The organism is Paenibacillus lautus, assembly GCF_050482385.1.
Lineage (GTDB): Bacteria > Bacillota > Bacilli > Paenibacillales > Paenibacillaceae > Paenibacillus_AQ > Paenibacillus_AQ lautus_B.
In genome coordinates this window covers 62,967-75,597 of sequence record NZ_JBCNHV010000001.1, presented here as the reverse complement: position 1 = coordinate 75,597, position 12,631 = coordinate 62,967, and the positions used below count along the sequence as shown (strand labels likewise).

Genomic DNA, 12,631 nt, shown 5'->3' with positions numbered 1-12,631 from the left:
AGGCTATTCTAGGATGAGCGACCGCGATTCAACGGTAGGTTTTCTTGTGATGATAGAATTGTTCAGCATGGCAAGAAAACTTATAAATTCTCTAATCTAAAAAAAAGAAAAAATGATCACCTGGAGTGGAGGTCTACATTGTGTATCCTGAACTTGTAACCATTGGTGAAACCATGGTCGTATTTGAGTCAGCTGTCGATGGTCCTTTAAGATATACTTCCCAGTTTAACAAGCGCCATGGAGGGGCTGAGTCCAACGTAGCGATTGGAGTAGCCAGATTAGGGAAATCTGCCGGATGGATAAGCCAGGTAGGGGATGACGAGCTTGGAAAATATCTGGTATCTTCGATCCGAGGTGAAGGCGTGGATACCTCATGCGTTCGATATGATCGTCACTCTCCAACCGGGCTTTACATCAAAGAAAAGATTCGTGAAGGCTCCACACAGGTCTATTATTATCGCAGCGGATCTGCTGCCAGCCGCATGAAGAAAGAGGATATCGATTGGAATTACGTAAGGCAGGCAAAGATGATCCACTTGACGGGGATCACTCCATTTCTGAGCGAAAGCTGTCTGGATATTGTTTTTGAAGCGATTCGTATGGCTAAAGAGAACGGAATTCAACTCTCATTCGATCCGAATCTTCGCTTTAAATTAATGAAGCATGTACCGAATGCGAAGGAAATCGTGCTGGATATTGCCAGACAGGCTGATATTTTCATGCCGGGTGTAGATGAAGCGGAGTATTTAATTGGAACAAGTGATTATAAACAAATTGCTGACTATTTTTTACAGGCAGGGGTATCCAAGATAGTCATCAAGAATGGAAGCTCCGGCACTTATTACGACTCAGTGGATGAGGGAGCGGGATTTTGCCCCAGCCACAAGGTAGAACGGGTGACGGACCCGGTCGGTGCCGGTGACGGTTTTGCTGCCGGCTTGTTGGTCGGCCTGCTTGAGCAGAAGCCTCTTAAGGAATCGGTTGAGCTTGGTGCCATTATTGGCGCCATGGTAGTAACGGTAAGAGGTGATGTGGAAGGGCTTCCGGACCGTGCTGCTATTGAAAGCTTCAGCATGAACCAACATGATATTTTGAGATAGGGAGTGATAGGATGGGACAGGATCAACTCAAGAAGCTTTTACATTCCGGCATAATCGCGGTTGTACGGCGTGTGGACGAGGGTAAAGTAATGAATGTTATTTCCTCGCTTGTAGAAGGCGGGGTGACCGGAATTGAAATGACGATGGACTCTCCAAATGTTTTGCAAGTTATACATGATGCCAAGAAGAAATATGGGGAACAGGCTGTAATAGGGGCCGGAACCGTATTGGACGCAGAATCAGCGGGATCGGCGATTCAGGCCGGAGCCGAATTCATTTTTGCCCCAACCTTAAACGAAGGGACCATCAAGGCAGCCAAGCGCTACGGTAAAATTGCGATTCCGGGCGTCTTTACTCCAACGGAGATGCTGCAGGCACAGGAATGGGGTGCAGATGTTGTCAAAATATTCCCTGCTTCCGTACTAGGTCCTAAATTTATTAAAGATGTTAGCGGACCGTTAGGCCATATTAAAATGATGCCGACAGGCGGAATCGATCTGGATAACATTGAGGATTACATCCGGGCCGGCGCCGTTGCAGCCGGAATCGGCGGATCACTGATGAAACCGGCACTCATCGAAAATGAGCGTTGGGATGAATTAACTGCGCTTGCACGGCAATTCACATCCAGTGTGAAGAGAGCGAGAAAGCAAATGATTCAGTAATGGCTATCATGAAATCATATGAACGAGCAGATGTGCGAAGCTGCTCGTTTTTTTTTTGTGCTTGATTTCCCATTTCGTGTGGATTCCTGCTGAAAGATATAAATGAAGAATTTCAATGAACAGCTTCCGGTTGTATACTATAACCAAGTAGAATCGTTAGGAATGAGGGATTAGGTTGCAGAGCGAAGTGAAGTTGTACACCATGTGCATGATCCAAGACGGAAGCAGAATCCTGCTGATGAATAGACCGGATGCCAAAGGATTTCCCGGTTATATTGCGCCCGGCGGCAAAGTGGATTTTCCGGAAAGCATTGTGAACGGAGCGATTCGGGAGGTTCGGGAAGAAACCGGCTTGATTGTGAAGGACATCATCTATAAGGGCCTCGAGGAATCGTGTGAACCAAATACAGGTCTTCGGTATATGGTGTTTAATTATTTGGCCACTTCTTTTGAAGGGGAATTGCTGGAGAATCCCCCCGAAGGCGAGCTGGTATGGGTGGACCTGGAAGAGGCATTGAAACTGCCCATGCAGGATTGGTTTAAGCGTCGGTTTCCATTGTTTTTTGAAGAAGGCACATTTGAATTAAGCGAGATATGGGATGAGAAGACGGGGATTGTTCTGGATGAAACAATCAAGCAGTATCCGGCTAAAATGCCTCAGGCGGCAGGTGTCGTTGATTAACGAAGGGAGCTATGTTCATGGTGGTCAGAGCGGTGTTCTTCGATTTGTACGAGACGTTAATCACGGAGTTCGAAAAGGGCAAGCGGATATCTAAGAGGTCCTATGATTATATGAATAGTCTCGGGCTATCGGAAGCGGAGTTTAAACGGGAGTGGCGTATCCGGTTTGAGCGAAGAATGAATGGGCAATTTCCCAGTTATCACGCTGTTATCCGGGATATTCTGGAGTCCCGAAGTTTGCCCTATCACGAGGAACACGTCGAGTTTCTCTACCAATCGAGAGTAAGCGAGAAGAGAATCCCTTTCCATACGATATCGAATGAGATCTGCAGGATGCTGGAACTTTTGCGTGAAAGGGGTCTGAAGCTGGGCTTAATCAGCAATTGCTCGGAAGAAGAGGTGATTTCTTTTGGCCAGAGCGGATTGGCACCTTATTTCGATGACGTCATCTTCTCTTATAAGGTTGGGGTAGCCAAGCCGAATGAAGAAATCTATCGATTAGCTTGTGAGCGCTTATCCGTAACACCGCAGGATTCCCTGTTTATCGGGGATGGCGGCTCAGACGAACTGAGGGGCGCCAGCAATTCCGGTCTCACGCCATATCACGCCTATTGGTACAATACGTTTATTGAGAGTGAGTATGAGAAAATTCATCACCCGCTGCATGTGCTGGACATGATCGAATCTTTTAATGAAATGGAGCTGCCGGAACCATGAAACTGCAGGCCATTAACCATCTTTGCTTTTCTGTTTCGGAATTGGAACGGTCCATCGCTTTTTACAGGGACGTGTTTGAGGCCAAACTTCTGGTCAAGGGGAGAAAGCTGGCTTATTTCGATCTGAACGGACTGTGGATTGCTTTAAATGAAGAAGATGTCGACAGAAGCACCGCGAATAGAACGTATACGCATATTGCCTTTACCTTGGAAGAGGAGGATTATGAAACAACGCTGCTTCGTCTGCAAGCGCTCCAGGTGGAGATTCTGCCGGGTAGGTCAAGGGATGAGAAGGACAAGAAGTCGATCTACTTCCTGGACCCGGATGGGCATATGTTCGAGTTTCATACGGGCAGCTTGAAAGACAGGCTGGATTATTACCGCGCGGATAAAGAGCATATGATCTTTTGCGATGTCGAATAGTTAGGGGAACGGATGATTCCAATTGCAGATCGAGGAGATGAGCCGATGAACCTTGCCAACCGTATAACGATAGCCAGAATGCTGTTGATTCCATTATTTATTCTTTTTTTTGCAGAGTATCCATTATGGTTGACCGAGAATAGCAGCTTCTTCGGATTCATTCATGTTTATGGAACCTACGTCGCGCTGGGTATATTCCTTCTTGCTTCGGCTACGGACAAGCTGGATGGTTACATCGCGAGGAAATACAATCAAATTACGAATCTCGGAAAATTACTGGACCCGCTCGCGGATAAACTGCTCATATCGGTCGCCTTAATCATGATGGTTCAATCAGGGATGGTTGCGACATGGATAGCCGTTGTCATCATTGCGCGGGAATTTGTTATCACAGGGCTTAGAATGGTCGCATCCGAGCAGGGAATCGCATTGTCTGCTGACAGTCTCGGCAAATTGAAAATGGTGCTTCAGGTGATAGCCATTGCAGCGGTACTGCTGGATAATTATCCGTTTCAGCTCATCACTATGATTCAAGTGGACCAATGTCTCATGCTTGCCGCAGTAGCCTTGACGATATACTCGGGTACTCATTATCTGTTGAACAATTATAAACTCATTAAATTGAACTGATGGAGTAAGATGACCGTCACCCCGGATTGAGCTGATATGGGCAACTTTCCATTTCATCGAGCCGGGATTTTTTTCGTGATCCGGAGATGGTAATTTATCCTACTTTGTGCCTATTTTGGCGTCAGAAGGTAACGATTTAATCCGGGACTGTCGATATATCAGAGTAGACTGAAAAAAAGCCTGCGAGACAGAAGGTACAAAGGAGAGAAATAAATGAGCTTAAACAGAAAGACAACGAAGATGTTTCTTGTCGTTGTGATGATGTTGGCGATGGTTTTTCCAACCAGCGTATTCGCCGCCTCCGGGGACGTAACGTCGATTGAATTTGATACGAACGAGAGCAAAATTTACTTAACCGTTAATGAAACAACGGAACAACTTCGAGTATTGGCTAACATTGAAGGCTCTTCTACAAAGAAGGATGTAACCAATGAATCGACGTGGACTTCGTCCAACACAAGAATCGTAAAGGTTGACGGTGGACTCATTATTCCACTGGAGAAAGGTACGGCTCGAATTACGGCAAAATTCAAAGGCGCGATCAAAACGATTGATGTCGATGTCAAATTTGCCATTGACGAGTTTAAACTGGATCAGCCGGATAAAGTGGAACATAAGCTTGGAACGGAAGGTCTAACTGTCAAAGCGTTGGCTGACGGAACGAACGACGTAACAACAGAAGCGAAGTGGACCACTTCTGATGACAGCGTAGTAAAGGTAAGCAAAGGCGAACTGACCCTTGTAGGTTTGGGAAGCGCAACCGTGACCGCCGAATACAAAGCACGTAAGGCTTCCTTTACGGTCAAAGTCACTGCACCTTACCAAAAGCTTGCAATCGTCCCGGGCGAAGATCTGGAACTCTTAGTTGGCGATGCGCCGGTTGAGCTGAAAGTATTCGCCAAGCAGTCGGAGACCGATGCAGGTATGGATGTAACGGATAAGATAGAGCTGAAATCGTCCAATTCTTCCGTAGCTGCGATAGAGGATGGCAAGCTAAAACCGGTTGCGTTGGGTAAATCCACGATCAGCGTGAGCTATCTGGGTTCTACAGCCAAACTGGATGTGTATGTGCGCAATCCATATGAGGCTTTAATTCTGGATCAGACGGATTTCGTCAAGAATCCGGTGCTGTTTATGAATGATTCGATTACGGTACAAGCCAAGGTTCGCAACGCGGCTTCGCAATCCATTGACGTTGCCGGGGAATGGACCTCATCCAACCCGCTGGCTGTATCCGTTAATGGAGGCGTGATTACAGCTAGAGCTTCGGGAACCTCCAACATCAAGGTGAGCTACTTGGGAATCAGCAAAGAATTCACGGTAAAGGTTTATCCGACCGTGACCAAGTTTGAGGCAGCCGATACGGAAGTGGATGTGCTCAAAGGCGAATCCAAATCCTTCCCTAAAGTGACGGGAACGCTTCTGGACGACGAGAAAGAGGATTTCAGCAGCGCGGTTACCTGGACTTCCAGCGATGAGAAAGTGGTAACGACCGAAGACGGCAAAATCAAAGCCATTGAAGCCGGTACAGCAACAATCACCGGTAAGATTGGATCCAGAGAAGTGGCGACGGTGCCGGTTACCGTCAATGAAAAAGTGCTGGTGCTGCTGCCGGATGTAGAAGAGTATCAACTGGTTATGGGCAGAAGCATTGCACTGCCGAAAGTAAATGCTGTATTTGAAGATGGCAAGGAGAGCGATGTGACCTCCTCCGTTGAATGGTCACTGACAGGCTCGGCAGCTGTCATTAAGGACGGTACGCTTAAGGGATTAACCAAAGGTTCGACGACACTGAAAGGAACTTACTTGAATAAAGACATCAAGATTCCGGTAGTGGTTGAACAGGAAGTTGTGAAAATCGTTGTAGAGCCCGAGAAAATCGATCTCAACATCAAAAAATCCAAATCGATTAAAGTTACAGGCTACTACAGCAATGGCAAGACGGTTTCTCTCTCCTCCAAGATGAATTGGAGCTCATCGGACAGCGCGATTGTGACGGTATCCAAATCTTCTATTAAAGCGGTTGCGGAAGGTACGGCTACGATTACGGGTTCTTACCAAGGCAATGAGGTTACAGTCAAGGTAAACGTAGTTCCGAAATTGAAGAAATTGACGGCAAGCGAGAAGAAACTGAATCTGAAGCCCGGTGACGTTAAGACTGTAACGGTTACAGCTGAATTTGATACCGGCGCGAAAACAAATGTTGGAGACACCGCCGTTTGGACAACCAGCAACTCCAACGTTGCCAAAGTAACGAACGGACGTATTGAAGCGATCGCGAAGGGAACCGCCCGCATTAAAGGGCAGTACAATTCCAAGACCGTATCCATCACCGTCTCTGTCAAATAAATCCAATAGATTAGCAGCAGCCCGGCTCTTTAGATGCCGGGCTGCTGTCTTTTTAAGAGAAGCTTTGGAGTTATGCGGGAGGACAAAACACCAAGCTGCTATTTTTTAAGAAACCAGGCAAGCAGATATCCATTACATAATTCTAGCGATTTCACGTGAAAATCCGTCGCTTCCGATAGTACATACAATTCATCGATCGAATAATATTTCTTCTCTGCATCGATAAATCCATCACCGGTCTGATAGTAAGGCATATGGAAGAGATCCGGATCGGAATGAGCAGGAGCAAAATATCGTTTCCATGGCGTGGAGATGAGCAGGCTTCCGCCTGGCATCAATCTTTCATGTATTTTGCGGAAGACGGGTATGGGATTGTAGTTCATATGCTCAAGCACTTCCGTAAACAGAACGACATCGTATCGTTCGTTTCCCGGAATATCCTCAGCTTCAACATTGCATTGGCTCCATCGGATTCAATAATCCTGTTCCAACTCCACGGACCAATAATCCGCGATTCGATCCAGACCGTATGCTACCGGATATGCCTTGGGTTTGCAGCCAATCGTGTAGTTCTTCATTCGTAAGGCACCCTTGATTAAACAACACCGTCATATGATCTTGGGAGCGCTGAAGACTGCCCAGCGCCAGGCTTGCCATATATAGATCGTTCTCGGGTGAGTTCTCCCGAATGAATAATGGCAGTGTATGAATGATCCTCATATCCATCGCTTCCTTGCCTCCGGTATTCGTTATTCCACCCATTCAACCAGTGCAGGGGAATCATCCAGGATGGAGCTATACTGTTCCTTCCAGCCGAATTTCGCTTCTGGGTCAAGCTGCTGATAGCGCTTGTGTTTCTCAAGTCTGTATTCCGGTTTGGCCCAACCGTAATGTTTAAGACGAATGGCGGACAGATGATGGGGAAGTTCGAATACATTTGCCGGGAACCTTCCACAGTGCTGAGCCCTCTCTTTCCAGTAATAATTCACGTCGGGCCGGTAACGAAGAAGAAAAGGGCGATAATATTTATGCGAGCTCCAGTATTCATCCTCCCGGTAATGGGTTTCGTTCCAGAAGTCATAGAGCCGGAAGCAGAACAAATCGAAATCTTGTTGTTCAAGCATAGCGGGAAGCCCGCCCACAAATGCGGATTCGAACCATTCGTCTCCATCAAGATTCAAGATCCATTCCGGATGAACATTCAAGGTTTCACGCCACTGTAGTTGACGGAGCTCGATTTCATTGTGAAACAGGGAGGACTCGTTACGGATCAGTCGCAGCGGAACCCCCTTCAATGCTTCCATGCATATATCGAGCGTGTTGTCCGTGCTGGCATCATCAATAATAACGGCTTGATCAATATAGCGGCGATGCTGTTCAAGCACTTGTCGCAAATAGCGGTTGCCCTCATTCCGCAGTACCATCGTAAGGGTGAGTGATGGACGGGCAGTGTCAGTAGCAGCAGTAACTTGGCTAAGGCAGCTCTCTGCATGTTCTTCAAATTGACTAAGCGTAATCTTTGGGATGGAAGTAATCTCCTCTGTTGCCTGCAGAAACAGCTTGGCATTGTGAAGGTCACTTTCACGGTAAATATGATAGGCCGGATAGTGAGTATCTACATACAAGGTAAAGCCTAGCGCAGCGGCCCGGATGCTGAAATGCCGATCCTCTCCCCAAAAGGATAAATTGTAGATTCGTTTATAGTTAACTCCACGTATGAGTGCTTGACGATTGATTAAAGTGCAAGCTCCGAGCCCACCCACTTCATATACTCCCGGCTCCATTAACCGGCTGACAAACTGCTGGTAACGTTGCTCCTTCTGTGCTTCTTCCAACGTTTCACCTGCGCTTTGTTCGTATTGCGTATATTCATCTTTGAGCCACACCTGGGGTTGGGGCCGTGCGTCTGGCTGCCAACGTGTCCAGAAAATTTCCGAGATGATCTCTTTATCGGTTGCGATGAGATGGTTTAATGTTTGGGGTGCCAATAGCAGATCCGAATCGACGAGAAACAAATAGTCAAATTGTAAATCAAGCGCATATTGAATGATTTTGTTCTTATAATCAGCTACTTTCCAAATTAACGGTTCATTCCAATAATGGGTTGTCTCGTTACGGATATAATCGTAATCGTCGTTTTGAGCGCTATGGATAACAACATGGTTTGTCTCCCTCATAAATCGGCTCAATTGTGAGCTGGATTGCTCATCGTTGTTGTCATCAACAAAGAAGTAGCATACTTCCAGATGATTATGTTCCAGCCGGAGTAATGAAGACAGAAAATGCTCCAGGATTTCAGGCTTCTGCCGTATAGGACTGCCAATCAGAACACGTCTGCGTTCCTTGGCTATCATAAGCTCGGCCTCACCTGGTCACTTTCGAGTTCCTGCAGCTTGTTTCGGATATATTCTTGGTTAGCCAGCATCGTCTCATCGCCTGGACGATAGACAAGCGCTTTCTCATTATGATGATTAGCAAGAGCATGAGCTCCCAGCCGGTCGTAACAAACGGCTAATTGCAGGTGAGGTAGCCAGGTGGAGAAGGAAGGATTATGAAATCCCATGTAACCCGGAGGCAGCTCAAGCTCGGTTGCTAATTTATACCAGTAGATGGCTGTATCGTAGTTGTTTTTTAAGAAAAAATGGTAACCGATGCGGCAGCAGAATTCTGACCGTGGTGGCGCATAATGCAGGGATCTAATAGAGGATTCAAAAGAGGCCTGCCCGTTTCCGAGTTCGTGATGGCAGTCGGATAGCCTGCTGCAGGCGGTGAGGATATCCTCAATCCAACCTTTTTCCGTATGTAAAAATTGTTCGTAATAATCAATAGCCTTCTCGAATTGGCCGTGATCCTTTAATTCATTCGCATAATAGAATAAATCCCGTGGTGAAAACGATTCGCCAGCGGTCTCACGCTTCTCGTAGATTCTAAGGTTTCGGCCGGTATCGGGATCATGCTTCGAGCTGAGATGATTAACCGCGACATCGCTATTGATAATATTGCCGTAGACCTCTAAATACTCATGGACGGGTCCGATCCATCGGAAGCCTCGGTTTCGTTTCACAAGACGGTTGCGCCGGAGACTGAAGGTGACATTACCAAATTCGTCCGAACTTAAATGGTAGAGCATGGTAACGGAATCGATGTCGGACGTAAGATTTTCTTTTAGCGCTTTTAACTTGAGCTGGTCTTCTTCGAGCAGTATGTCGTCAGCATCGAGCCATAGGATATAGTCTTGGGTAGCCTTACTAAAAGCGAAATTTCGTGCAGCCGAGAAATCGTCAATCCACTCAAAATCATAGATGAACTCCGTAAAGGACTTAGCGATTTCTTTTGTACGATCGGTAGAACCTGTATCGACAATGATGATCTCATCCACGATGTCGGCAACACAGGATAAACAGCGATTTAAGACGAGTTCCTCGTTTTTTACGATCATGCATAGGCTGATTGTGGTCAATGAAATTACCCCCATGTATGGTTTTGATTCATAAGAATATGCCAGATATATATTCAAGTCAGCTTACGAAATGAACCGTATGAAAGAAGCTGTTTGTAAATTTGGTCTAGATTTAACAAATACCCAATGGTAAAATCTTCTCAAATTTCGATCGCAATTCCTAGACGATGCAGAAAGAAGGGTCAGAGAAACATGAAATTCATAAACGTACTTCATTATGATGCATTCTCGGTGCAGCCTAACAAGGGAAATCCTGCCGGTGTGGTCTTGAATGCAGATGAATTGACGGAGGAAGAGATGCAATCCATCGCCCGCAGCGTTGGATTCAATGAAACCACCTTTATCTTAAAGTCGGAGCAAGCAGATATTAGACTGAGATATTTTACTCCCGGTCATGAAATGAATTTGTGCGGCCATGCCACTATGGCATCCATGTATGCCTTGAAAACCAAGGGACTGCTGCCGGAAAAAGAAACCGTGTGGATTGAGACCAAAGTAGGTATTCTGCCCATAGAATTTCAAAATGCCGAGGACCAGTTAACCATGAAGATGAAGCAGGATCATCCTCAATTCATATCTTATGAGGGAGATGTTGACCGCTTGGCATCATCCATAGGTCTGAAACGTGACGATTTGGACTTAAGTATGCCCATCGTGTATGGAAGCACGGGGATCTGGACATTGTTGGTGCCCATAAAAGGGTTGGAGCATTTTGAACGGATGGTGCCTGATAATGCAGTGTTTCCGGACATTTTAATAGAAAATCCCAAAGCCTCACTGCATCCGTTTTGCCTGGAAACGATGGATGCGTCTTCGTTCATGCACGCGAGGCATTTCTCATCGCCGTACTCTGGCACCGTTGAAGATCCGGTAACTGGAACCGCATCGGGGGTAATGGGGGCTTATTATTTGACTTACCTGAACCCTGAGGTATCCTCCGCTCAATTTCATATTGAACAAGGTCAGGAAATGGGGAGAGACGGCAGAGTATATGTTCAAGTGGACCGTCGTAAAGAGACCATGGACGTCTATATATCCGGTACAGCGGTGTTCGTCAAGGAGTTCCAGGTTAGCTATTGATGATGACCAAGGAGGAGATCATGTTATGAAAACATTTAAGCCAGAGATGACGTTGGATATGGCGGTGAGTCATTTGAAGTTTATTGAAGGGGAATCGGTAATGAACGTCACCCCCATCGAGATGGGGGAACTGAGCAAGGTGTTCAGTTACCGCAAGGGTGATGCCGATTATGTCATTCATTTTAAGGATAATGGGGAGAGCCTTCATAAAGTGCTCAAAATCTACGATATGTACGGTGCGCAATCCTTGCCCATTCCCCGTATCCACAAGATAGGGAAAGTGGAGAATATTCATTTCTCCATTTCGGACAGAGTATCCGGTACGCCGATCAGTGCTCTTGAGCCGACGCAAATTCGAGCGCTTATCCCCGACATTGTACGTCAGTTCATGCTGATCCGTCAGGTACATATCGGAGAGTCCTGTGAAGGCTTCGGGTGGATTACTCCACAAGGCAAGGCTGCTTATCGTTCATGGCTGGACTTCCTGACCTCTGTTTTCGATGAGGAGCAAGAAGGCTTCTACCATGGATGGCACAATCTGTATGAGAACAGCTTTCTGGAAAAAGAGTTTTTTGAAGAAGTCTACCAAACGATGATCGAACTGGTTCGCTATTCGCCTCCGGAACGATATCTTGTGCATGGAGATTTCCATTTGGGTAATATGCTGGGCGAGAACGAGAACGTAACGGGGATCGTGGATTGGGAGATGGCCATGTTCGGCGACTTTATGCTAGATGTTTCTGTTCTTCACATGTGGTATCCGATGCTGGATTTTCCCAAAAGGCTGCAGCAAGCCCTGGAGCAGCAAGGCGTAAGTATTCCTTATTTTGAGGAGAGGCTATTAGGCCATCAACTGTTCAAAGCGCTGGACGGACTCCGTTTTTATGCAAAGAAGGATGATCCCCACAGTTATCAGTTCATGAAAAACCAAATCATGTCTCTATTAAATCAATAGATCCCTACGGGGATCTTTTTTATGAGAGAAATGTGTGAATCGGAATAGTTAACTGACGAGTCCAGAATGATTGGCCAAGAATACTGGACTAGGTTAAGTTGAAGGGTGGGAACGCCATGCATCATACCGATCGGGTGAGGAGCCGTGTCCAGGATGGCATTCTAATTAGGGGGTTGGATTCTGCTGTGTATTTGGTTGAGCATAGCAAGAAACGGCCCATTGGCGATATGGTGACATTCCATTCGTACGGATTCAACGCGAAAGGTATTGTGGTATTGGATGAGTTGGCACTCGAAGGAATGGAGATCGGCTCACCAGTAAACATATGTGGGGATTTCATCATGAATAGTCCTGAAACCCTTTTGCCGGAGAAGGAGAAGGCGATTTTGCTTAGGGGAACGCAGTTTGACAGATATGAGAAATTGGCAGATACCGAAGGAACCGGGAAGAAGAGAGAGATTGGTGTTTTTCTGAAATCATCCTACGATTACGCGAGTTCTATATGAATGGAACATCTTCTATGAGGAAGGTGTTTTCTTTTTTATTCTCTATTGAGGAAATGGTATATTGTA

At 46.3% G+C, this 12,631-nt stretch carries 14 protein-coding genes; 10 read left to right on the top strand and 4 right to left on the bottom strand.

Annotation, left to right across the window (positions count from 1 at the left end):
- Positions 1-140 precede the first annotated feature (140 nt).
- The 7 genes from ABEW73_RS00370 to ABEW73_RS00340 all read left to right on the top strand — a co-directional run bounded on the left by ABEW73_RS00370 (position 141) and on the right by ABEW73_RS00340 (position 6,564).
- Positions 141-1,100 (top strand): sugar kinase, encoded by a 960-nt coding sequence (locus tag ABEW73_RS00370; RefSeq protein WP_430172810.1) that lies wholly within the window; start codon positions 141-143, stop codon positions 1,098-1,100.
- Positions 1,101-1,111: 11 nt separating this feature from the next.
- Complete coding sequence (locus ABEW73_RS00365) at positions 1,112-1,765, top strand: bifunctional 4-hydroxy-2-oxoglutarate aldolase/2-dehydro-3-deoxy-phosphogluconate aldolase (protein ID WP_430172812.1); 654 nt, start codon at positions 1,112-1,114, stop codon at positions 1,763-1,765.
- A gap of 202 nt (positions 1,766-1,967) precedes the next feature.
- Positions 1,968-2,447, top strand: coding sequence for an 8-oxo-dGTP diphosphatase (locus ABEW73_RS00360; RefSeq protein ID WP_430172949.1), 480 nt, complete (start codon positions 1,968-1,970; stop codon positions 2,445-2,447).
- Positions 2,448-2,464: 17 nt separating this feature from the next.
- Positions 2,465-3,163 (top strand): HAD family hydrolase, encoded by a 699-nt coding sequence (locus tag ABEW73_RS00355; RefSeq protein ID WP_430172814.1) that lies wholly within the window; start codon positions 2,465-2,467, stop codon positions 3,161-3,163.
- Positions 3,160-3,585 carry a metallothiol transferase FosB gene (fosB, locus tag ABEW73_RS00350; protein WP_430172816.1) on the top strand — a complete coding sequence of 142 codons (426 nt, stop codon included), beginning with the start codon at positions 3,160-3,162 and terminating at the stop codon, positions 3,583-3,585. Before ABEW73_RS00355 ends, fosB begins: the two co-directional genes overlap by 4 nt.
- A gap of 45 nt (positions 3,586-3,630) precedes the next feature.
- Positions 3,631-4,215 (top strand): CDP-diacylglycerol--glycerol-3-phosphate 3-phosphatidyltransferase, encoded by a 585-nt coding sequence (gene pgsA, locus ABEW73_RS00345; protein ID WP_430172951.1) that lies wholly within the window; start codon positions 3,631-3,633, stop codon positions 4,213-4,215.
- Positions 4,216-4,428: 213 nt separating this feature from the next.
- Entirely contained in the window at positions 4,429-6,564 is a 2,136-nt protein-coding gene (locus ABEW73_RS00340; RefSeq protein ID WP_430172818.1) for an Ig-like domain-containing protein, read from the top strand.
- Between the two features lie 98 nt (positions 6,565-6,662).
- On the opposite strand, the gene ABEW73_RS00335 is transcribed toward ABEW73_RS00340, so the two are convergent.
- Genes ABEW73_RS00335 through ABEW73_RS00320 form a run of 4 tightly spaced genes read right to left on the bottom strand, consistent with a single transcriptional unit; the run spans position 6,663 to position 10,024 of the window.
- Positions 6,663-7,001 (bottom strand): class I SAM-dependent methyltransferase, encoded by a 339-nt coding sequence (locus ABEW73_RS00335; RefSeq protein WP_430206376.1) that lies wholly within the window; start codon positions 6,999-7,001, stop codon positions 6,663-6,665.
- 10 nt (positions 7,002-7,011) lie between these two features.
- Positions 7,012-7,284, bottom strand: a complete 273-nt coding sequence (locus tag ABEW73_RS00330; protein ID WP_430172820.1) for a hypothetical protein — start codon at positions 7,282-7,284, stop codon at positions 7,012-7,014.
- 29 nt (positions 7,285-7,313) lie between these two features.
- A complete protein-coding gene (locus tag ABEW73_RS00325; protein ID WP_430172821.1) occupies positions 7,314-8,918 on the bottom strand; it encodes a glycosyltransferase in 1,605 nt (534 codons plus the stop codon).
- A complete protein-coding gene (locus tag ABEW73_RS00320) occupies positions 8,915-10,024 on the bottom strand; it encodes a glycosyltransferase (protein ID WP_430172823.1) in 1,110 nt (369 codons plus the stop codon). The genes ABEW73_RS00325 and ABEW73_RS00320 overlap by 4 nt, the downstream gene beginning before the upstream one ends.
- A 192-nt stretch (positions 10,025-10,216) precedes the next feature.
- On the opposite strand from ABEW73_RS00320, the gene ABEW73_RS00315 reads away from it, so the two are divergent.
- The 3 genes from ABEW73_RS00315 to ABEW73_RS00305 all read left to right on the top strand — a co-directional run bounded on the left by ABEW73_RS00315 (position 10,217) and on the right by ABEW73_RS00305 (position 12,565).
- Positions 10,217-11,104 carry a PhzF family phenazine biosynthesis protein gene (locus ABEW73_RS00315; RefSeq protein ID WP_430172825.1) on the top strand — a complete coding sequence of 296 codons (888 nt, stop codon included), beginning with the start codon at positions 10,217-10,219 and terminating at the stop codon, positions 11,102-11,104.
- Positions 11,105-11,129: 25 nt separating this feature from the next.
- The gene (locus tag ABEW73_RS00310) at positions 11,130-12,059 is read left to right on the top strand and encodes a phosphotransferase family protein (protein WP_430172827.1); all 930 of its coding nucleotides are present in this window, start codon (positions 11,130-11,132) and stop codon (positions 12,057-12,059) included.
- A 116-nt stretch (positions 12,060-12,175) separates the two neighbouring features.
- A complete protein-coding gene (locus ABEW73_RS00305) occupies positions 12,176-12,565 on the top strand; it encodes a hypothetical protein (RefSeq protein WP_430172828.1) in 390 nt (129 codons plus the stop codon).
- Positions 12,566-12,631 lie beyond the last annotated feature (66 nt).